We start from the raw sequence: 20,844 nt of genomic DNA, 5'->3' as shown, positions 1-20,844 counted from the left end.
GCCCGGGCGGCCCGCCCCCCGTTCAGCCGTTCCGCCGTGACGGCGAGACGGTGAGACGGCGAGGCCACCGCCGTCGCGCGTCCCGTAGCGCCCCCGTGCCGGCCGCGGACCGCCCCGCGGGGCGGCGAACGCGCCGGTGGCCGCCCCGGGACGGGAGCGGCCACCGATCTGACCCCCTACGGACGCGGACCCCGCCGGCGCGGGCCGCGAGCCCACCGAGGGGTCAGGAGAAGATCACCGTGCGGTGCCCGTTGAGCAGCACCCGGCGCTCGCTGTGCCACTTCACCGCGCGGGCCAGCGCCTGGCACTCCACGTCCCGGCCGACCGCGACCAGCTGATCCGGGGTGAGCTCGTGGCCGACCCGCTCGACCTCCTGCTCGATGATCGGCCCCTCGTCCAGGTCAGCGGTCACGTAGTGCGCGGTGGCACCGATCAGCTTCACCCCGCGCGCGTGCGCCTGGTGGTAGGGCTTGGCGCCCTTGAAGCTCGGCAGGAAGGAGTGGTGGATGTTGATGATCTTCCCGGAGAGCTCCTTGCAGAGGCTGTCGGAGAGCACCTGCATATAGCGGGCCAGCACCACCAGCTCGATCCGCTCCTCGCGGACGAGCTCCAGCAGCCGCGCCTCGGCCTCCGCCTTGGTGTCCTTGGTGACCGGGATGTGGTGGAACGGGACGCCGTACGAGCCGACGAGCTCGGCGAAGTCGGTGTGGTTGGAGACGACGGCGGCGATCTCCACCGGCAGCGCTCCGATCCGGGCCCGGAAGAGCAGGTCGTTCAGGCAGTGGCCGAACTTCGAGACCATGAGCAGGATCCGCATCTTCTGCTCGGCCTCGTGGATCTGCCAGTCCATCTGGAACGACTCGCCCACCGCGGCGAAGCTCGCCCGCAGGCTCTCCAGCCGCACCGGGGCCTCCGCGCGGAAGTGCACCCGCATGAAGAAGAGACCCGTGTCGCGGTCGCAGAACTGCTGGCTGTCCTCGATGTTGCAACCGGTCATGAACAGAAAGCTGGACACCGCGTGCACGATGCCCTGCTTGTCCGGACAGGACAGGATGAGAACGTACTGGTCAGAGGCGTGTGCAGAGGCGGCGGGGCGCGGGTCGGTCATGACTCCATAGCGTCGCACATCCGTAAAGCTCACAGAAACGCTCTGGTCATCATGGCCAGAACCTGCAAGGACGCCGGGGGCACGTTCGGGTCCTCGCCGTCGTTCGTCGCGAGCCGCACATGGGCGTCGCGCGCCGCGGCGACCACCTCCGGCCACCCGGGGTGCTCCAGATACGCCGACACCGGGGCGTCCGCGCCGACCTGGTGCAGGATCCGCAACACCCGCAGCACGGCGGCGTCGACCAGGGCCGCCTCCTCCGCGTCCCGGAATATGGTCCCCACGTACTTCTCGGCGGACCAGTTGTCCAGCCAGGTGTCCTCGACCAGGCGGTAGACGGCGTCGGTCACGTCCCCGTACCCGTCCTGGCCGGTCAGCCAACACTCCCGCTGGAAGACCGGGTCGGAGAGCATGTGCAGCGCCGAGCGCACGTTGCTGCGCCAGCGCCACCACGGCATGTCATTGAGCGGCATGGCGCCCATGGTGGTCGAGCGACGGCCGCGACGGGAAGACTTCTCCGAACCTTGCACGATGTCCGATCGTACGTTCTTCACAAATGCGAGCGATCGAGCCCCCGCAATTCACCGCGCGGTCACCTCGCGTCGGCTTTCCATAGCAAGGGCGTTCCTGGTCGAACAGCAGACTCGCTGGGCATGACCGGACGGCGACGCCCCCTCTCCCGCCCCCTCCGCACCACGGCCTCCCGCTCCCTCCGCACCAGGGCCACGCTGGCGCTGGGCACGATGCTCGGCGCCGCGGCACTCGCCGGGTGCGGCGCGCTCCCCGGCACCGCCTCCTCCTCCGACGACTCCCCCATCGTCGTCATGACCTGGGCCCCCGAGGCCACCGCGGCGACCAACATGCCGGGCATGCCGGCGATGGCGCAGGCGTACGTCCGCTGGGTCAACGACAACGGCGGCATCCACGGCCGCAAGCTCAAGGTCATCACCTGCAACGAGCGCAACGACACGGTGCAGGCCGCGCGCTGCGCCGACCAGGCCGCCGACGCGGAGGCCGTCGCCGTCGTCGGCTCCTACAGCCAGCACGGCCGCTCCTTCATGGGCCCGCTGGAGGTCGCCGGCATCCCCTACATAGGCGGCTACGGCCTCTCCGAGGAGGAGTTCTCCAGCCCCTTCTCCTACCCCGTCAACGGCGGCCAGGCCGCCCTGCTCGCCGGGAACGGACGGCAGTTGGCGTCCGTCTGCGACCACGTCTCCCTGGTGCGCCCCGACACCATCGCCGGCGACGAGCTGCCGCGGCTGCTCGACGCGGGGCTGCGGGCCGGCGGCCGCCGGCCCGCCCAGGACATCCGCGCCCCCGAGGACGCCTCCGACTACACCGCGCAGGCCCGGCGCGCGCTGGACGGCCTGGGCGGCGGCACCGGCGGCACGACGGCGGACGGGGCCGGCACGCTCTCCGGCGACGCCTCCGGACGCGACTGCGTCACCGCCGCCCTCGGCAAGCGCACCAACACGTTCTTCGACTCCTTCCGGCGGCTCCAGGAGGGCACGCCGAAGGTGCGCATCGCCTCCGTCCTCGGCAGCGTCCGGCAGTCCCTGGTGGACAGCACCGGCGGCAAGGCCAGCGCCCTGGAGGGCGCGTACGCCACCGGCTGGTACCCGGCCGCCGACGACCCCGGCTGGCGCGCCATGCACCGCGTGGTGACCGAGTACGCCTTCGACGACGACCGGATCGACGCCGCCGACCCCGGCTCGCAGACCACCTGGATCGCCTACACCGCGCTCCGCTCGGTGCTGATGTCCCTGGACCCCGACGACATCGACGCCCGCGCGGTCAAGCGCGCCCTGGACCGGGGCCACGCCGTCGACACCGGCGGTCTGACCCCGAAGCTGCGCTGGGGCTACGGCGACCTGCTGGCCGTGCCCGCCTACCCGCGGATCGTGAACGCCAACGTCACCTACCAGGTGGTCCGGGGCGGCAGGCTGGTGGCGGTCCGCGACGGCTTCGTCAACGTGACGAAGACCCTGGAGCGGCGCGACGGCTGATCACAGCTGTTCCTTGCGGCGCTCGGTCAGCGTGTACTTCCTGGCGATCGGGTTCCACAGGTCCGCGGCCTTGGTCTTGGCCTCGGTCGCCTGGACGCTGGCCTGCTCGGCGAGGGCGACCTGGCCGGTCCTGCGGGCCTTGCCCTTGTGACACCCCTTCTTCCCGGCGACCTGCTTGGCCCAGGCCGCGTAGTGGTTGTCGGCCGACGCCGAGGCCCTCCACGCCTTGTTGAGCTGCTCGGTGAGCTGGGTGTGGTTGGGCAGCTTGTCCACGGAGATCTGGCCCAGCCGGGTCACCAGGTTGTTGCGCTGCTGCGCGGCCGTGCGCAGATCGCTGGCCGCGGTGCCCAGGCTCTCGCAGGTCTTGATGTTCTCCACGGCGGCGATCACCGAGGCGCGGCTGTCGTTGCTGTCAGCGAGCAGCGTGTCCAGCGCCTTGGCCTGCGCCTCGACCGGGTCGGCGGTGGGCGAGGCGCTCTCCTTGGGCGCCGGCTCCTCCTCGTCCGCGGACGGCTGGGAGCTCGCGTTGACGCTCTTCTTGTCGTCGTCGCCGCCCTCGTCCCCGCCGCTGAGCAGGGCGCCCGCCGCCAGCCCGGCGACCGCGCAGCCCGCCACCACGATGCCGATCAGGGCACCGCGCGAGAGACCGCGTCGAGGCTCGGCGTCCCGGCGCCCGGCGCCCGGCGGGTTCAGGTCCATCCGGTCGTCGAAGACCGGGAGCTGCTGGGTGGAGTCGGGCCGTTCCGGGGTGGCCGACGCGGCGGCGCCGTCGCGGAAGAGTCCCTCGAACTCCATGGGCGGCTGCCGCTCCCCCGGCCGCCCGGGCCGGACCGCGAACGGGGCCCCGCCGGGCTGCGGCGTGGTGCCGCCGGCGGCCGGGATCGGGCCGGGCAGCACCGTGGTCTCCTCCGCGGCGCCGGGCGCCGGCGCCGCGCCGCCGCGCGGCGGCTGCGGGCCGTCCGCGCGGATCGGGCGCAGCACCGTGGTGGACTCCGCGGGCGCCTCCCGACGGCGCTCCGGCGGCAGCGGCACGGAGGCGGACGGGGTGGGGACCGCGGGGGCGTTGCCGGGGGGCAGCGGCATCCCGCCGGGCGCGGACGCCCCGACCGGGGGGATCAGCTGTGTCGCGTCGCCGTCGCCGCCCGGGGCGGGCGCTGGGGGTACCACGGGCATGGCGGCCGTCGGGGCCGCGGATATGTCCGTCGGCGTCACGGGGGGTATCACCTGGGTCGCGTCACCCACGCCCGGCGCCGCGGGCGCCGCGGGCGGCTGCGGCCCCGCGGACGGCACGGGGCGCAGCACGGTGGTCGACTCCGCGTGCGCCACCGGCGGCGGGCCCGGCTGGGGTGCCGCGGGCGACTGCTGGCCGTACGCGGGCGGCTGCGGCTGCGCCGGCCGCTGCGGGACGTACGGCTGCTGCGACGCGTACGGCGGCGGGGCGGGCTGCGCGGGGTTCGGCGGCGCAGGTTGCTGCTGGGGCTGCTGGGGCTGCGCCGGCTGCGGGTATCCGTACCCTCCGGCGTTCTGGGGCGGGTATCCGTAACCGCCCGCCTGCTGGGGCGGGTATCCGTAACCGCCGGCCTGCTGCGGCGGGTAGCCGTAACCGCCGGCCTGCTGGGGCGGATAGCCGTACCCTCCGGCGTGCTGGGGCGGGTAGCCGTAGCCGCCGGCCTGCTGCGGCGGGTAGCCGTAACCGCCGGCCTGCTGCGGCGGGTAGCCGTAGGCCGCGGGCTGCTGCGGCGGCTGCGCCGCGGGCTGCTGCTGTCCGTACGGCTGCGGCTGGACCGGCGGCTGCGGCTGCGCCGGCGGCTGCTGCGCGGCCTGCGGGCCCCATGGCTGGCCCCAGGGCTGACCGCCGGCGGGAGCCGCCTGCTGCCGGCCCTGGTCCCCCTGGTCGCCGTGGGCGGGCAGCACGACGCCCTCGTGGGCGGGCGGGACCGCGGGGAGCTGCGGATCGTTTCCCTGTCCGCTCTGCGTCACCGGGACTCCTAGGGCTGTGCGGGTACGGAATCGACGGGCCACGCTACCGGGTCACTCCGCGCGACAGGCACGTCCCCCACCCGCGGGGGGCGCCCCCCGGCGCAGGGCGCCGGGGTCGTTCCCTTCTCCCCCGTTCGTCCCGGGGTCAGGCCGCCTGCACCTCCAGGCGGGCGCCGAACTCACGCACCGACGGCTCGTCGCGATAGGGCTCCAGGCGCTGCTGGAAGTCGTCGAGGTACTCAGCCCCGCGGTTGGACCGCAGTTGGCCGAGGAGGTCCACCGCGCGCGCGCCGGTGTGGCACGCCTGCTCCACCTCGCGCCGCTGCACATGGGCCGTGGCCAGCAACAACAGCCCGATGGCCCGGCGTCGCACCCGACCCTCCGGGTGGCCGTCCAACGACTCCTGGGCGCGCCGCCGGGCGAGCTCGGCCTGGCCCAGGTCGCGGTGGCAGTGCGCCAGTTCGTCGGCGAGGTACGCGTGGTCGAAGTGGCGGATCCAGGCCGGCTCGTCGCCCGAGTCGGGGCGGCCGTCGGCACGCTCCAGGGCGTCCATGGAGCGACCGCTGGCCAGCTGGCAGGCGCGCGCGTCGCCGAGCAGGGCGTGCCCGCGGGCCTCCGCCGCGTGGAACATCGCCTCCGCGCGGGGCGGCACCTGACCGCGGGCGCCCTCCTGGGCGGCCTTCGCCAACTGCGCGATCTCCCGCGGGTTTCCCAACTGGGCGGCGAGGTGGCTCATGCTCGCGGCCAGCACGTATCCACCGTATCCACGGTCGCCGGCGGCCTGCGCCAGCCGCAGGGCCTGGATGTAGTAGCGCTGCGCGAGACCCGGCTGGCCGGTGTCGACGGCCATGTAGCCGGCCAGCTCGGTCAACCGCGAGACGGCCGCGAAGAGTTCTCGCCCCACCGACTCCCGGTAGGAGCCGGCCAGCAGACCCGAGACCACACTGTTCAGATAGTGGACGACCACCGGCCGCACATGCCCGCTGCCGTAACGGTGGTCGAGTTCCACGATCGCCTCGGTGGTGGCCCGCACCGCGGCCACGTCCGAGACCCCCACCCGCGCCCCGGCCGTCCGCGCGACCTGGGCGTCCGGGCCGGTGATCAGCCAGTCCCGACTGGGCTCCACCAGCGCCGAGGCGGCGACGGTCGAACCGCTCAGGAAGTCGCGCCGGCCGACGTCGCTGCGCCACAGCTCGCAGACCTGCTCGATGGCGCCGAGGACGGTGGGCGAGAACTGCATGCCCACGCCCGAGGCGAGGTTCTTGCCGTTGGCCATGCCGATCTCGTCGATGGTGACGGTGCGCCCGAGCTTGCGGCCGAGGGCTTCGGCGATGATGCCCGGCGCCCGCCCCCGCGGCTGCTGGCCGCGCAGCCAGCGGGCGACCGACGTCTTGTCGTAGCGCAGATCGAGTCCGTGCTCGGCGCCGCACATGTTCACGCGGCGGGCCAGGCCGGCGTTGGAGCAGCCGGCTTCCTGAATGAGCGCCTGCAACCGTTCGTTCGGTTGTCGCGCCACGAGCGGCCTAGCGGCCATGGCTCTACCCCCTGTGACTGCTGAAGCGTTCACGACGAACGCGTACCCTGGTGATCAATGCCCAGCGGATATACGGGGAATGCAAGACTTGCCCGTATTCACCCGCAACGTGCATCCGCGTCGTGCTTGCGCTTCGGACGGGTTTCTCCGCGTCCACCCGGGGTCTGCGGTACGGTCGGCGGCGCTTCGGCCCCCGTCACTGAAGGTGGTTACCCACTCACCGCGCCGCGCCCGGCCACGCGCCCCCGCCCATGCATCCATGCGCCCCGCATGACATGTCGGTGCTCCCCTCCTGACCTGGTGGAAAGCCGTAACCCTTGGGGCGGGCGAAAGTTGAGAGACACGTGGAAGAGACCATGGGCGTGACCGTGACAGAGACTCCGCAGATCCCCAAGCAGCGCGGCGAGCGCATGCTGGACGCCGCCGTGCGCTATGCCGAGCAGCGGCACTGGGACGTGTTCCCCGGCACCTGGCTGGAGGCCGACGGGGGCATGGAGCGCTGCTCGTGCGGGTCCCTGGACTGTCCCGCCCCCGGCGCCCACCCCTCCCGACCGGACTGGGCCAGCCAGGCCACCGGCAGCGCCGTGGCCGCCCGCCGGGTGTGGGGCAAGACGCCGCGCGCCTCGATCCTGTTGCCGACCGGCCGCACCTTCGACGCGCTGGACGTGCCGGAGAGCGCCGGCTGTCTGGCGCTGGCCCGGATGGAGCGGATGAACGTCGAGCTCGGGCCCATCACCTCCACTCCGGACCGCCGGATGCTCTTCTTCGTGCTGCCCGGCGCCGCCCCCAAGGTCCCCGACCTGGTGCGCAAGCTGGGCTGGCCGCCGGCCTCGATCGACCTGGTGGCGCACGGCGAGGGCGCCTACGTGGCGGCGCCGCCGACCCGGGTGGGCTCGCGCGGATCGGTGCAGTGGGCGCGTCAGCCCACCGCCGCCAACCGCTGGCTGCCGGACGCGGTGGAACTGGTCAGCGCCCTGGCGTACGCCTGCGGAAGGGAAGCCTCCGCGGCCCGCGGCCGCTGAGCTACCGTCACCTCAGCAGGCCGCCCCGGGAGGTGCCGTCGCCCCCGCCGACAGCATGCTCCCTCCGGCCTTATGGTGTGCTGCGGACGGGGGCCCGCGCCGGAGCCCCCGCGCGCACGTCGAAGGGCTCAGCACACATGACGCGGGAGACGCAGGAGACATCGGGCCGCCGGGCCGCCGTCCGCATATCGGGGCTGTGGAAACGATTCGGCGAACAGGTCGCCGTCGCGGGCATCGATCTCGAGCTGCCCGCCGGCCAGTTCATCGGCCTCGTCGGCCCCAACGGCGCGGGCAAGACCACCACGCTCTCCATGGTCACCGGGCTGTTGCGGCCCGACTCCGGCAGCGTCGAGATCGTCGGCCACGACGTGTGGCAGGACCCGGTCGAGGTGAAGTCGCGCATCGGCGTGCTGCCCGAGGGGCTGCGGCTGTTCGACCGGCTCTCCGGACGGGAGCTGCTCGGCTATATGGGGCGGCTGCGCGGACTGCCCGGCGACGAGGTGGACAAGCGCGCCACCCAGCTGCTGGACGTGATGGACCTGACGGGCTCGCAGCACAAACTGATCGTCGACTACTCCACCGGCATGCGGAAGAAGATAGGGCTCGCCGCCGCCCTGTTGCACAACCCCGAAGTCCTCTTCCTGGACGAGCCGTTCGAGGGCGTGGACCCGGTGTCGGCGCAGACCATCCGCAAGGTGCTGGAGCGTTACACCGCCTCGGGCGCCACCGTCGTCTTCTCCAGCCATGTGATGGAGCTGGTCGAGTCGCTGTGCGACTGGGTGGCGGTGATGGCCACCGGCCGCATCCGCGCCCAGGGCCCGCTGGAGGTCGTACGGGGTGACGCCGCCACCCTCCAGGACGCCTTCCTGGAGCTGGTGGGCGCGGGCGACCAGGCCGCCGGGCAGGACCTGGACTGGTTGGGCGGCGACGCCCGATGAGCACCCTCGCCCCGACCCCCGCGCCGGGCGCGGCCGACCGGGCCCGGCTGGTCACGGCCCGCACCACCATCCCGGTCTTCGCCAGGCTCAAGCTGTCCCTGCTGGTCAACGGCCTGCGCATGTCCTCGGGCCGGCGCGCCGCGTATATCTCCTCGCTCGTCTTCACCGCGCTCTTCGCCGCCCTCCAACTGCTGGGGCTGATCCTGCTGCGCGGCGTGGACCACGCCGAGGCGCTGGTGGTCTGCCTCACCGCGCTCATGGCGCTCGGCTGGGCCGTGATGCCGCTGTTCTTCTCCAGCGGGGACGAGACGCTGGATCCCACCCGGCTGGTGATGCTTCCGCTGCGGCCGCGCCCGCTGGTGGTGGCGCTGCTGCTCTCCTCGCTGATCGGCATCGGCCCGCTGTTCACGCTGACGTTGGCGGCCGGCTCGGTGGTCAGCGTGGCGCACGGCGGGGCGGCCGTGGCCGTCGGGCTCGTCGCCGTGCCGCTCGTGCTGCTGGTCTGCGTCGCGTTGGCGCGAGCCGTGGCGACCGCAAACGTACGGCTGCTCACCAGCCGCAAGGGACGCGATCTCGCCCTGCTCAGCGGCCTGTTCATCGCGATCGGCGCACAATTCGTGAACCTGGGCTGGCAGAAGCTCTCCGGCGAGGACGGCCTGGAGAGTCTGACGCCCGCCGCCGAGGTGCTGCGCTGGGTGCCGCCCGCCTCCGCGATCGACGCGGTGTGGCGAGCCGGGGAGGGTGCGTACGGGGCCGCCCTCGGCCAACTCGCGCTGGCCGCCGCCACGCTGATGCTGCTGCTGTGGTGGTGGGCGGGTTCCCTGACCCGACTGATGAGCTCGCCCGACTCGGCCACCCTCCAGGCGGCGGAGCCGGGCCGGCGGGGCGCCGGAGAGGCGTCCGGCGGGCTGGCCGGGCTGCTGCCGGCGGACCGCACCGGCATCGCCGCGCTGCGCACCCTGCGCTACGCCTGGCGGGACCCGAAGTCCAAGGCGGGCTGGGTGTCGGGGCTGGGCGTCGGCATCCTGGTCCCGGTGGTCACCGTGCTCCAGGGCACCGGCTCGGTCTACGCGGCGTGCTGGGCGACGGGGCTCATGGGCCTGCAGATGTACAACCAGTTCGGCCAGGACCACTCCGCCTTCTGGATGGTCACGCAGACCATCGCCACGCCGCGTGACGCCTATCTGGAGCTGCGCGGGCGGGCGCTGGCGCTGGGCCTGGTGGCGCTGCCGTACGCGACGCTGGTGGTGCTGGGCTCGGCGGCCCTGACGCAGGACTGGGCGGCCTTCCCGGAGGCGCTGGGGCTGACCCTGGCACTCACGGGCGCGCTGATCGCCACCGGAGCCTTCTCCTCCGTCTACTACGCGTACACCATCCCGCAGGACAGCGGCTTCAAGAACGTCGCGCCCGGCCAGAGCGGCATCGCGACCCTCTCCATCCTGGGCGGGATGGTCGCGGGCGTGCTGATCTGCGCGCCGCTGATCGCGCTGACCGTCTGGCTGCACCAGGCGGGCGGCCAGGACTGGCTGTGGACGGTGCTGCCGCTGGGCGTGGCGTACGGCTACGGGGTGGCTGAGGCGGGGCTGCGGCTGGCCGCGCCCCGGGCGGCGGCGCGCCTGCCGGAGATCCTGACGGCCGTCACCAAGGGGTGACGACACCGAACCCCGCCGGCCCGTGAGTCCGCACTTCGCCAACCGCTCGTATCCGTGGGAGAAGTGAGTCGGTTTCACCGGGCCGGCGCCGGCGGGCATTCGCCGCGCGATATGCGGTCACATATCGAGGTATCTGCTGTAGACCCAGCCGCGGGTGCCCGCCGGGATCCCCGACTTGGTGCGCTTGAGGATCTTTCCGTAGGACCAGCTCTTGTCGTAGTCCTTCATGCCACCCGTGCGGCACCAGTAGCGGAAGGAATCACCCTTGGTGAGCACGCCCTTGGAGGCGTACCGCTTCCCCGGGCCACTCCGCAGTCGGGCCCCGGTGGAGTCGACCTTGACGTTCACATCCGGCGAATTGAAGCGGCAGGCCGAGGAGTTGACGGCGGAGGCGGTGGGCGCCATCGCGACCACGCCACCGAAGCTCAGCGCGACCGAAACCGCCACTATCGAAAATTTGTGTTGAATTTTCACGCAATCTCCCCCGTATACGAGATGCAATCGGTCACACAATCGAAAACCTTAGCATCACCGGACTTCCGCATTCACACGAAGACCGCGGAAGGCCGAATAGCGAGATCGGGCCGGAAGGCCGCCGGTGAATGCGGAATCGATCTTTTCCGGGAGGGCGGGTGAGGCCGTTGCCCACCCACCGTGCCCGAGTCCGCCTGGACCGCCCTGGACCGCCTGTCCGCACCGGTCGCGGCTCCGGCGACGCCGGCTGACCGGACCTGCCCGGACCTGCCCGGACCTGTCGAGGGCAGATCGGCGGTGACCCGGGCCGTGATCGACGGTCGGGCCGACCGGCGGGTCGGCCCGGCCCCGATCGCCGCCCGATCGACTCGGACGGCGATCCGCACGGGCGCCGCCGACCGGGTCGGGCGCCGCCGACCAGCCCCATCAGCCCCCGTCGGGGACCGTGCTCAGGCGGGCTGCCCCGGGTGGCCCTGCTGGCCCGGCAGGGCCGACGGGCCCGGCTGTCCGTCGTCCTCTCGCTCCGCCTGGAGCTCGGCCGCCACCGTGTCCGTGCGCGCCCGCAGCGCGCGCACCCGCTCGACCATCTCCACGCTGAGCGCGCCGGGGTCTGCGGGCAGCACCGGCACGCCCTTGGCCTGGGCGGTGACCACCAGGCTGTACGCGACGTCGGCCTGGTGGGCCAGGAGCGCGGTGGTGAAGAGGTTGGCGCGCAGCGTCTTCTCCCGGCCGAGCATGCCGCCGCGGTAGGTGATCTCACAGGCCACGTTGACCGCGTCCAGGCGCTCGTCGGCGGCCTGCTCCAGGGAGGCCAGCACGACCGCGGCCAGACCCTCGACGACCTTGGTGACCGCCCACTTGCGGCCGGGGATCGGCGGCAGCAGCTCGCGGACCCGGTCGACCTCGTTGTCCAGCGCGTCGGTGGTCATGGCGGCGAAGGCGTTGTGCAGCTGGATCCGCACCACCTTGTCCCAGGGGATGTCCTCGCCGTCGAAGCCCACCGACTCGGGGCCGAAGCGCAGCGCGCCGATGCCGTCCAGCGACCGCAGCGCCTTCGCGGTGATGGCGGGCACCCGCGGATGGCGGCACACCAGGGCGCCCAGCGAGAACTCCCACTGCTCGACGGCGGGCGCCGCCGGAGCGGGCAGCGCACCGAGAACGCCGTGCACCCAGTCGCCGGAGGCCGTGGCGCCACCGCGGCCGGCCTGGCTGGCGCGGTTCACGATGTCCTTGCCCGCCGTCGTCGCCGCCGAGGTCACCGCATCGCCCAAACCGCGCAGTCTGTCCCGAACCCCCATGGCCCCGTTGTCCCTTTCCTCGCACACGCCTCGCACGTCAGCGAGGCGACCGACACCGCCGCCAGCACGGCAGCGGAGTGAACAGTACGTCACCCGTTCGACGGACAGGGACCACTGGGGAGGTGGCGGCGCACGCCGCGGGTGCTGGGGGCGTTCGGCGGGGCGCCGCTGTCACAGGGTCAGACACCGCCGGGCCCGGAAGCCGGGCGCGCCGCCGCTACGCCGGCACCGCCGCCGCCAGGAACGACTCGACCTCGCGGCGCCAGCCCTCCGGCTGGTCGTAGTGGAGCAGATGGCCCGCGTCCGGCACCTCGGCGTACTGCCCGCGCGGGAGGACGCGGACCATCTCCTGGGCCTCGGCGCGCCCGAGCTCGCCGTCCAGGCCGCGGATGACCAGGGTGGGGCACTCGACGAGGGCGAGCTCCTCCCAGTGCGCGTCATGCACCCAGGTCTCACGCGAGGTGAGCATCTGGCGGCGGGAGAAGACGGGGCGCCAGCCGTCGGCGCGCTCGGTCATCACCTCGGCGAAGAACTCGCCCCGGGACGCGTTGGGACGCTCCAGCCAGGGGTCGTCCTCCCCGAACCACCTGCGGACGTCGGCGAGCGTGGCGAACGGCAGCGGCCAGGACCGGAACCAGTCCGCCCACTCGCGCTGGGACGCGGCGCCGAGGGCGGAGGCCCGCATGTCGGCGATGACCAGGGCCCGCACGAGATCGGGGCGCCGGGCGGCGAGCTGCCAGGCGGTGAGGGCGCCCATGGAGTGGCCGATCAGGGTGACGGGGGCGAGGCCGAGCCGCTCCACGGCGAACTCGGCGTCGGCCACGTACGCCTCCCGCGTATACGGGCCGTCAGCGGGCTTGTCGCTGCGCCCATGGCCGCGCTGGTCCAGGGCGACCGCGCGATGTCGGGTGGCGAGCCAGCGGGCCGTCTCCGCCCAGTGCGAGGCGCGACCCATGAGCCCGTGCAACAGCAGGACTCCGGAGCGGTGGGCCTCCGCTTGGTCGCCGCCCGCCGGTTTGGGCGGGTCGGTGAACTCCCAGGCAGCGAGCCGTACGCTGCCGGCTCCGATGACGTTGATGCGCCGCACCATGGGTCCTGGCACCCCCATTCGCCTCTCGACTGTCTCTGACCGACTCAGGCTATCGAACTCGTATTCGAACAAAGGCTTTTGGCGCGTAACACCCCTCGTTTGAGTGACCGGCTAAGAGGATTGGACCCCTCCGCCAAGGGGAGACAAGGAGCGGGAGGCGGACCACTTGGGGAAGGGGGTCCGCCAGGGCAGACCCTGAGAGCTCGGGGCTTTGGGTCGCCACCGCCTCCGGCGGGAGGGCGCGCTGCACAGCGGGCCCTGCCGCCGGAGGCAATGAGGGGAAAAGTGGGGGGACATGGGGAGGCGGGGCCCCGGCGGCGCAGGCCACCGGGGCCCCGCAGCATGTCGGCCCCTTCCGGGCCGCCCATCCGCCGGGCCGCGCCCGCTCTCCCCGGTGCCCGCTCCGCCGACTTCCCTGCCGCCCGGGCGGTCGTTCTGCCCGTCTCGCCCCATGGGTCCATCGCGCCCCCTGCGCGTCCGCGCACATATGCGTCCGCACGCATATGCGTCAGCGCCAGGGTGGCACGCTCGGGACCGGCCCGCTCGCTTTCCGGCAACTCCACCGGGTAGGTGCCTCGATACCGCAGGTCGCGGGCGGAAACTCGGCCGAATAGGGTGAACGTGTCCCTCCGCTGACGTCGCCGTCGGCTGCCGCGCGGTCGCTCCCGTCCGCTCCGCGCCCCGCGCCCGACCCCACGGCCCGTCAGTCGACGGCCGCGCGTACGGGCGTCGCACCGCCCCGGATCGCGCCCGCCCGCGGCCCACGGCCCACGACCACGGTCTGGATCGCACGGCCTCGCGCGCCGTCGACCCCACTTGAGCCGAGGACCGACCCCGCGCGCGGGGAACACCGGTGAAAGACGAAAATCCGCACGGAGCGTGACGCGTGGTCAACGTCCGTGCGGTAGGGGCCGGTACGCGCGACGGAGACGCGGGAGACGCGGAGACAGAGGGGGCGCTGAGACGGCGCGGACCCGGTTCTCGGGCCGCTCTGGAGCGCGGAGAGACGATTCCGCGCTCGGCGGTCAGCGCGGCACGGTCAGCGCTTGGCCACGAAGACGTGGGAGGCGATCTCGGGCTCCAGCTCGGCCGACTCGCCGCTGCTGCCCACGAGCACGCCACCCGCGGACTCCGTCACGCTGACGACCGAGCCGGGCTGGATGCCGGCGCGCCGCAGCGTGTACATCAGCTGGGCGTCCATCTGGATCGGCTCGCCGATACGGCGCACGACGACGGTCTTGCCCTCGGCGCCCGGGTCCAGCTCGGTGAGGCTGACCATGGACTCGTCCAGGAACGGGTCGGCCTCGGCCTTCTCGCCGAGCTCCTCCAGGCCGGGGATCGGGTTCCCGTACGGCGACTCGGTGGGGTGGCGCAGCAGCTCCAGCACGCGGCGCTCCACCGCCTCGCTCATCACGTGCTCCCAACGGCACGCCTCCGCGTGCACCTGCTCCCACTCCAGGCCGATGACGTCGACCAGCAGGCACTCGGCCAGCCGGTGCTTGCGCATCACGCGCGTGGCCAGCCGGCGGCCCTCGTCCGTCAGCTCCAGGTGGCGGTCGCCGGCCACCTGGACCAGCCCGTCGCGCTCCATCCGCGCCACGGTCTGGCTGACCGTCGGACCGCTCTGGTCGAGCCGCTCCGCGATGCGGGCCCGCATGGGGACCACACCCTCCTCTTCCAGCTCGAGGATGGTGCGGAGATACATCTCCGTCGTGTCGATGAGTCCGGACATGCGTGCCCCTCGATGGTGTCGTGCGGTGGCCCTGCCGTTAATTCTGACGCATCCCACCGACAACGGGGTCCAGAGCGGCACTCCGTATTGACAGACGGATGGTCCAGACCGCAACGTGATCCGCGCCACCCAGCGTACGCACCCACGGAGACGGAAAGGGCACCGCGCCGATGAGCGACCCCAAGTTGGCCGGGCAGTACTTCGACGCGGCCATCGGCCTGCTCCAGCGGGTGCGGGACGAGGAGGACGAGCGCATCGCCGCCGCGGGGGCGATGATCGCCGACACCGTGGTCGCCGGAGGCCGGCTGTTCGCCTTCGGCGCCGGGCACTCCTCGCTGCCCGCTCAGGATGTCGTCTACCGCGCGGGCGGGCTGGCGCTGATGAATCTCCTCCCGGTGCCCGGCGTGGTGGGCGTCGATGTCGTACCCGCCACGCTCGGCAGCGCGCTGGAGCGGGTGGACGGGCTGGCGGGCGCCGTGCTGGACACCAGCCCGGTCGAGGCCGGCGACCTGCTGGTCATCATCTCGCTCTCCGGGCGCAACACGCTGCCCGTGGAGATGGCGCGGAACGCGCGGGCGCTCGGGCTGAAGGTGATCGGCGTGACGTCGCTGGTGTACGCGACCGGCACCACGTCCCGGCACTCCTCCGGGACCTTCCTCAAGGACCACTGCGACGTGGTCCTCGACACCAAGATCCCGCTCGGCGACGCGGAGCTGACCGCCGAGGGGATCGGCGCTCCCTTCGGCCCCGCCTCGACGGTCGTGACCAGCGCGCTGATGCAGGCCGTGGTGGCGACGGCGGCGGGCGAGCTCGCCGCGCGCGGCATCGACCCGCCGATGCTCCGCTCCGGCAACGTCGACGGCGGGCACGAGTGGAACGGGCGGGTCATGGCGGAGTACGCCGACCGGATCTTCTACCGGCGGTAGCGGCGGCGGGGCCCGGGGCGCGGCGTCCGCACCGCGACCCGGCTGCCGCGCGGGCGCGCCCCACCCGCCGGGGCACGCCCACCACTGCCGGTCCGCCGCTCGGTGGCCCAGCGGCTCAGCTCCTCGGCCCGCCCAGCTGGCGCGCCAGGTCCAGGGCGGCCGCCACCCGTACGGACACGTCCTCGGCGTACGCCGCGTCCGCGCGGTCGAAGGGGCGGCGGCTCGGTCCGCGGAGGAAGGTGGCCACGCCCAGCGTGCGGCCCCGGCTGCGGAGCACCGAGCACAGGCCGTGCGCGGTGCCCTCCGGCCACTTGCGGGTGGCCGCCCACTGCGCGGCGGCGGCGCCCTCCATCCGCCCCGAGCTGGCCCGCACCGAACCGCAGCGCTCGGCGGCCTGGAGCGCCGGGTGGCCCTCCATATAGGCGACCGGAATGCCGCCCGAGAGCACCGGCTGGCAGGGGCAGGGGCTCAGCCCGCTCGCGCCGGCGGGTGTCGCGGCCGTCCGCACCAGCCGCACCGGACCGGTGGTGTCCGGCAGCCCGGCGGACCCGTCGCCCGCCAGCCCGGCCAGGCCGCCGCGGGCGCCGTCCGCCGTCCCGCCGACGGCCGGGGAGGCGCCGGGGGCGTCCGGCCCGCCGGCGGACCGCGCGGGCCCGCCGCGCCGCGCGACGGTCGGCGGAACGACGGGCGCGACGGCGGGCGGCTCCCAGACCAGGTCGATCAGCGCATGGTCCGCGAAGCCGGCCAGCGCGAAGTCCAACTGCACGGTGGCCGCCTCCACCGGGTCCTCGCACTCGGCGGCGGCGCGCGCCGCGCGGTGCAGCTGGTTGCTGCGGAAGCGCAGCCGCGAGCTCTCCTGCTCGGCCTGCTTGGCGTCGGTCACGTCCACGAAGATCCAGGCCACGCCGAGCGGCGCCGGCTCCTCGGCGAGCGGTGAGGCCAGCCGCAGGAACCCGCTGCGCCAGCAGCGGCGCTCCAGCTCGCGCTCCCCGCTCACGGAACCGGCCCCGGAACCGGAGCCGGAGCCCGTCCCGGGGCCGTCGTTCTCGCCCGCGTCCCCGCCGCCGACCCTGGCACGCGGTGTCACCCACATCTCGGCCGGTGCGGGCGGCGTGCCCTCGGCCAGGACGTGTTGGAGGGCGCTCTCCGCCTCCTCCACGCCCTGCGCCAGGACATCGCCCAGCGGGCGCCCGAGCAGCGCCGTACGGCCGGTCCGCAGCGCCCGCGCGGCATGGTCGTTGACCACCGCCGGCCGCAGGTCGGCGTCGACGAGGATCACCCCCCACGAGGCGTCGTCCAGCAGCGTCTCGCTCAGCGCGATGGACCGCTCCAGGTCGATCTGGGTGTGCACCTCGCTGAACGCGCAGTACACCCCCGCAGGCCGGCCCCCCGGGCCCTGCACGACCGATGTCTGGGTGCGCACCAGGACCCGGTTGCCCTCCTTGGTGAGCAGTGCGAACTCGTGCACCTGGCGGCCGGCGGCGCTCATCGCGCCCATCAGCCGCGCCTCCACCTCGCGGCCGTCGGCGGGCCGCGCCGCCCACCCGGTGATCCCCCGGCGGCCGACCGCCTCGGCCGCGGTCCAGCCCAGGATGCGCTCCGCCTCGCGGTTCCAGTGGGTGACCGTGCCCTCCGCGTCGAAGGCGCAGAGCGCGGCGTCCATGCCGTCGAGCAGGGCCGCGAGCAGTACGGAGTCGTCGCGGTCGGAGCGGTCGCCGCGATCGGGTTCCGGTGGTGGCGGGGCCGCTTCCGCGGCCAGTGCCGTCGTCGGCTTCGACCGGGCGGGTTCGGAACGTTGCGGAGCGGTCACCCGACACCCCCTGCTGTACGCGCGGTCCGCGGCTGCGGCTGCATCTGCTGCACGTCGGGCTATTGAACTCGAACGTGACGCGTGCCACACGGGGTTCGCCGAAATCGTTGCCCGCCAGAAATTCGGTTGTGCGGGCGCGGAGGGGTTCCTAGTGTGTGAGGTACACGAGAAGGGAGGTGGTTCGGCAGATGTATGGCAACCGGACGCGTGAGGTGACTGCGGGCTGACGGCCCGTCGTCGCGCTCTTGCGCGGTACCGGCGGTAGTCGCCGGTCCAATTCCCAGCAGTCACCCGACCCGCGGGCTCGCCGGTACGTCCGGCCGGCCCCTCGCACCAGCCGGCGCGAGGGACTGAGCTCGCGGGTCGTCTGCGTTCGCGGCCCCGCCGGGCGGCCGCCGACGAACGAGCCGCGCGGAACGGGCCGCGGCTAACGGGCCGCGCCGAACAGGCCACGGCTCACGGCCACGGCTAACGGGCCCGGCGGCCGGCCTTGCCGGATGGGCCCTGCCGCCGACCCACGGACCCGCTACGGGCAGAGCCGCTCCACACGCCAGCCCCGGTCGCCCTCGTCGCCCGTGACGCGCACGTACCGCAGTCGGTCGTGCAGCCGGTTCTCTCGTCCCTGCCAGAACTCCACCGTCTCCGGGACCACCCGGAAGCCGCCCCACTGCGGCGGCACCGGGACCTGCTCGCCCGGCGGATAGCGGTCCGCCAGGTCCGCGTAGAGCCGGTCCAGCTCCTCCCTGGAGCCGATCACCGTGGACTGCGGGCTGGCCCACGCGCCCAGCTGGGAGCCGTGCGGGCGGGTGCGGAAGTAGGCCGCCGTCTCATCGCGCCCGGTGCGCTCGGCCACGCCCGTCACCACCACCTGTCGGGCCAGCGGGTGCCAGGGGAAGATCAGCGAGACATACGGGTTCGCTGCCAGGTCTCGGCCCTTGCGGGAGTCGTAGTTGGTGTAGAAGACGAAGCCGCGGTCGTCGTACGACTTCATCAGCACCGTACGAGAGCTGGGCCGGCCCGTCGCGTCCGCCGTCGAGACGACCATCGCGTTCGGCTCCGGCAGCCCGCTGCGCACCGTCTGCGCGAACCAGCGGGTGAACTCCTCGAACGGGGTGGCGGCCAGTTCCGCCTCCGTCAGGCCCTCGGTGCGGTAGTGCTTGCGCATCGCGGCCGGGTCGAGCGTGTAGCCGGCGAGTGAATCGGGCCGCTCGGGCGCGGAGTCGCGTGGGGCGGGAGAATCGTGCGGGGCGGGAGAATCGTGCGGGGCGGGAGAATCGTGCGGGGCGGGAGAATCGTGGCGGGGGACGTCGTGGGAGTCGTCGTGAGGCACGCGCTTATCTTGCAGCATCCCCGGGCGACGACAGGGGACGGTATCGGCCTTCCCTCGGGGCCGACGCGCGTAACCCCTCCGGCCCAAATGGCACGGTGTGCCGCTTCTCACCCTTCCCCGTCGGTGCCCGACCGCGCAAAATCTTGTGCTGGTCCACTGTGGCCGTGCGGCTCCCGCCGCCGTGCGCCGGGGCAGGATGAGCCCCTCCCCGCACGGGGCATCACCGGGGTAACCGAAAAGCACCGCAAGACCGGGTACACCCGTCAAGAAGCCGATTGAGCCGCTTTTAGTCGACTGTCGACCGCTCATGTCGACCACATCACGAGGAGCCGCCTGATGTCCGACTTCGTGCCTGGGCTCGAAGGAGTCATCGCGTTCGAGACGGAGATCGCCGAACCCGACAAGGAGGGCGGCGCGCTCCGCTACCGGGGCGTCGACATCGAGGACCTGGTGGGTCACGTCTCCTTCGGGAACGTCTGGGGCCTGCTGGTCGACGGCGCCTTCGATCCCGGTCTGCCGCCGGCCGAACCCTTCCCCATCCCGGTGCACTCCGGTGACATCCGGGTCGATGTGCAGTCCGCGCTCGCCATGCTGGCGCCCGTCTGGGGACTCAAGCCGCTCCTGGACATCGACGCCGAGCAGGCCCGCGAGGACCTGGCACGGGCCGCGGTGATGGCGCTCTCCTACGTCGCCCAGTCGGCCCGCGGGCAGGGCCTGCCGATGGTGCCCCAGCGGGAGATCGACAAGGCCGAGACCGTGGTGGAGCGGTTCATGCGGCGCTGGCGCGGCGAGCCCGACCCGCGGCACGTCGCCGCCGTCGACGCCTACTGGACCTCCGCCGCCGAGCACGGCATGAACGCGTCCACCTTCACCGCCCGCGTCATCGCCTCCACCGGCGCCGATGTCGCCGCCGCGCTCTCCGGCGCCGTCGGCGCCATGTCCGGCCCGCTGCACGGCGGCGCTCCGTCCCGCGTGCTCGGCATGATCGAGGAGATCGAGCGCACGGGTGACGCGGTCGCGTACGTGAAGGGCGCCCTCGACCGCGGCGAGCGGCTCATGGGCTTCGGCCACCGCGTCTACCGCGCGGAGGACCCGCGCGCCCGGGTGCTGCGTCGTACGGCCAAGGAGCTCGGCGCCCCGCGCTTCGAGGTGGCCGAGGCCCTGGAGCGGGCCGCCCTCGAGGAGCTGCACAACCGGCGGCCGGACCGGGTGCTCGCCACCAACGTGGAGTTCTGGGCCGCCATCGTGCTCGACTTCGCCGAGGTCCCCGCCCACATGTTCACCTCGATGTTCACCTGCGCCCGCACCGCCGGTTGGAGCGCGCACATCCTCGAGCAGAAGCGGACGGGCCGACTGGTCCGGCCGTCGGCCCGCTACGTGGGCCCGGGCGCGCGCAGCCCGCGCGACATCGCCGGGTACGGGGGCGCCTCCCGCTAGGGGTTCGATGTCGGGGGACGTGTCTGCCTTCGCGGCGGGCTGGGGCGGGCGCCCTCGCGGGCAGCGCGCGGCGCGGCGCACCCCCGTTCCCGAGCCGGTTGCGGCTCGTTCGGCACCGCCGGGCTCCGCCGTCGGGGTTCTCGCCGTCGCGGCGGGATGTGGGGGCCTGCCGCCCCCACGCCCCCGACCCCCGTGCGCGGCGCGGCGCACCCCCCGCCCCAGCCGGTTGCGGCCGTTCGGCACCGCCGGACTCCGACGTCGGGGTTCTCGCCATCGCGGCGGGATGTGGGGGCCAGCCGCCCCCACGCCCCCGGACCCCCGTGCGCGGCGCGCGGCGCACCCCCCGCCCCCAGCCGGTTGCGGCCGTTCGGCACCGCCGGGCTCCGACGTTGGGCTTCTCGCCATCGCGGCGGGATGTGGGGGCCAGCCGCCCCCACGACCCCGACCCCCCGGTGCGCGGCGCGGCGCACCCTCGTCCCTAACCGGTTGCGGCCGTTCGGCACCGCCGGG

Annotated in this window: 16 protein-coding genes; 6 read left to right on the top strand and 10 right to left on the bottom strand. The window is 73.6% G+C overall.

Translation table 11 applies throughout. The features are described 5' to 3' along the window. Positions 1 to 223: 223 nt before the first annotated feature. Entirely contained in the window at positions 224 to 1,108 is an 885-nt protein-coding gene (purU, locus tag CD790_RS23475; RefSeq protein WP_144385308.1) for a formyltetrahydrofolate deformylase, read from the bottom strand. A 29-nt stretch (positions 1,109 to 1,137) separates the two neighbouring features. After that, on the bottom strand, positions 1,138 to 1,578 hold the full coding sequence (locus tag CD790_RS23470; protein ID WP_260867812.1) for an SCO4402 family protein: 441 nt from the start codon (positions 1,576 to 1,578) through the stop codon (positions 1,138 to 1,140). 180 nt (positions 1,579 to 1,758) lie between these two features. On the opposite strand from CD790_RS23470, the gene CD790_RS23460 reads away from it, so the two are divergent. Then, entirely contained in the window at positions 1,759 to 3,111 is a 1,353-nt protein-coding gene (locus CD790_RS23460; RefSeq protein WP_144385305.1) for an ABC transporter substrate-binding protein, read from the top strand. Here CD790_RS23460 and CD790_RS23455 read toward each other — a convergent pair whose 3' ends face one another. Together CD790_RS23455 and CD790_RS23450 are read right to left on the bottom strand one after the other, a co-directional pair. Continuing rightward, positions 3,112 to 5,091: a hypothetical protein gene (locus CD790_RS23455; protein WP_144385304.1), complete on the bottom strand. Its 1,980-nt coding sequence runs from the start codon at positions 5,089 to 5,091 to the stop codon at positions 3,112 to 3,114. Positions 5,092 to 5,236: 145 nt separating this feature from the next. Then, positions 5,237 to 6,625 (bottom strand): transcriptional regulator, encoded by a 1,389-nt coding sequence (locus tag CD790_RS23450; protein WP_144385303.1) that lies wholly within the window; start codon positions 6,623 to 6,625, stop codon positions 5,237 to 5,239. Positions 6,626 to 6,981: 356 nt separating this feature from the next. On the opposite strand from CD790_RS23450, the gene CD790_RS23445 reads away from it, so the two are divergent. The 3 genes from CD790_RS23445 (at position 6,982) to CD790_RS23435 (ending at position 10,237) form a co-directional block, all read left to right on the top strand. Continuing rightward, positions 6,982 to 7,647 (top strand): bifunctional DNA primase/polymerase, encoded by a 666-nt coding sequence (locus tag CD790_RS23445; RefSeq protein ID WP_144385302.1) that lies wholly within the window; start codon positions 6,982 to 6,984, stop codon positions 7,645 to 7,647. Between the two features lie 137 nt (positions 7,648 to 7,784). Then, on the top strand, positions 7,785 to 8,585 hold the full coding sequence (locus tag CD790_RS23440; protein WP_144385301.1) for an ABC transporter ATP-binding protein: 801 nt from the start codon (positions 7,785 to 7,787) through the stop codon (positions 8,583 to 8,585). Further along, positions 8,582 to 10,237, top strand: a complete 1,656-nt coding sequence (locus tag CD790_RS23435) for a transporter (protein WP_260867811.1) — start codon at positions 8,582 to 8,584, stop codon at positions 10,235 to 10,237. The genes CD790_RS23440 and CD790_RS23435 overlap by 4 nt, the downstream gene beginning before the upstream one ends. A 117-nt stretch (positions 10,238 to 10,354) precedes the next feature. On the opposite strand, the gene CD790_RS23430 is transcribed toward CD790_RS23435, so the two are convergent. The 4 genes from CD790_RS23430 to CD790_RS23415 all read right to left on the bottom strand — a co-directional run bounded on the left by CD790_RS23430 (position 10,355) and on the right by CD790_RS23415 (position 14,831). Beyond that, positions 10,355 to 10,684 carry an SH3 domain-containing protein gene (locus CD790_RS23430; RefSeq protein ID WP_260867810.1) on the bottom strand — a complete coding sequence of 110 codons (330 nt, stop codon included), beginning with the start codon at positions 10,682 to 10,684 and terminating at the stop codon, positions 10,355 to 10,357. A gap of 476 nt (positions 10,685 to 11,160) precedes the next feature. Beyond that, positions 11,161 to 11,982 carry a hypothetical protein gene (locus CD790_RS23425; RefSeq protein WP_144385299.1) on the bottom strand — a complete coding sequence of 274 codons (822 nt, stop codon included), beginning with the start codon at positions 11,980 to 11,982 and terminating at the stop codon, positions 11,161 to 11,163. 244 nt (positions 11,983 to 12,226) lie between these two features. After that, the gene (locus CD790_RS23420) at positions 12,227 to 13,099 is read right to left on the bottom strand and encodes an alpha/beta fold hydrolase (protein WP_144385298.1); all 873 of its coding nucleotides are present in this window, start codon (positions 13,097 to 13,099) and stop codon (positions 12,227 to 12,229) included. 1,039 nt (positions 13,100 to 14,138) lie between these two features. Further along, positions 14,139 to 14,831, bottom strand: coding sequence for a metal-dependent transcriptional regulator (locus CD790_RS23415; RefSeq protein ID WP_144385297.1), 693 nt, complete (start codon positions 14,829 to 14,831; stop codon positions 14,139 to 14,141). Between the two features lie 170 nt (positions 14,832 to 15,001). On the opposite strand from CD790_RS23415, the gene CD790_RS23410 reads away from it, so the two are divergent. Next, a complete protein-coding gene (locus CD790_RS23410; protein WP_144385296.1) occupies positions 15,002 to 15,757 on the top strand; it encodes an SIS domain-containing protein in 756 nt (251 codons plus the stop codon). A gap of 115 nt (positions 15,758 to 15,872) precedes the next feature. Here the strand turns inward: CD790_RS23410 and CD790_RS23405 are convergent, their stop codons facing one another. Continuing rightward, a complete protein-coding gene (locus CD790_RS23405) occupies positions 15,873 to 17,567 on the bottom strand; it encodes a PAS domain-containing protein (protein ID WP_144385295.1) in 1,695 nt (564 codons plus the stop codon). A gap of 526 nt (positions 17,568 to 18,093) precedes the next feature. After that, on the bottom strand, positions 18,094 to 18,732 hold the full coding sequence (gene pdxH, locus CD790_RS23400; protein WP_144385294.1) for a pyridoxamine 5'-phosphate oxidase: 639 nt from the start codon (positions 18,730 to 18,732) through the stop codon (positions 18,094 to 18,096). A gap of 501 nt (positions 18,733 to 19,233) precedes the next feature. Between pdxH and CD790_RS23390 the strand changes: the two genes are divergently transcribed. Continuing rightward, complete coding sequence (locus CD790_RS23390) at positions 19,234 to 20,334, top strand: citrate synthase 2 (protein WP_186319194.1); 1,101 nt, start codon at positions 19,234 to 19,236, stop codon at positions 20,332 to 20,334. Positions 20,335 to 20,844 lie beyond the last annotated feature (510 nt).

The sequence above is a fragment of the Streptomyces sp. SAJ15 genome (genome assembly GCF_007595705.1).
GTDB lineage: Bacteria > Actinomycetota > Actinomycetes > Streptomycetales > Streptomycetaceae > Streptomyces.
This window is presented reverse-complemented; position numbering and strand designations above follow the sequence as displayed.